This window comes from Nocardioides malaquae, assembly GCF_015070385.1.
Classification (GTDB): Bacteria; Actinomycetota; Actinomycetes; order Propionibacteriales; family Nocardioidaceae; genus Nocardioides; species Nocardioides malaquae.
Genome location: NZ_JADCSA010000422.1, coordinates 1 through 270, shown reverse-complemented (window position 1 = coordinate 270; position 270 = coordinate 1). Strand labels below are relative to the sequence as shown.

Here is a 270-nt window from a genome sequence, read left to right as displayed (position 1 = left end):
AATATGGCTATCTGCACCGATAGTGGTTGTACCACCACGAACTTCGACGCCATTGGCCGCGGCTCCAGTTACATCAACAGTGAGTGCATTCGCGCTAACCTGGCCAAAGCTCCAGAGGCCGTGAGCATTATCGCCATTGGTTTTAATGGTACTGTTTGTCCCGAGATCGACAACAGAGTTTTTCTGTACGTTTATCCCCATGGCGCTGTAGCCCTGAACATCGATTGTCAGGTCTGTAGCCGTAAAACGCGCAGCACCATTGGCGTTATT

Annotated in this window: 1 protein-coding gene; it reads right to left on the bottom strand. The window is 50.7% G+C overall.

Annotation, left to right across the window (positions count from 1 at the left end; all coding sequences use genetic code 11):
* A partial coding sequence (locus IEQ44_RS15905; protein ID WP_227487646.1) for a hypothetical protein occupies window positions 1-270 on the bottom strand: 270 nt, incomplete at both ends.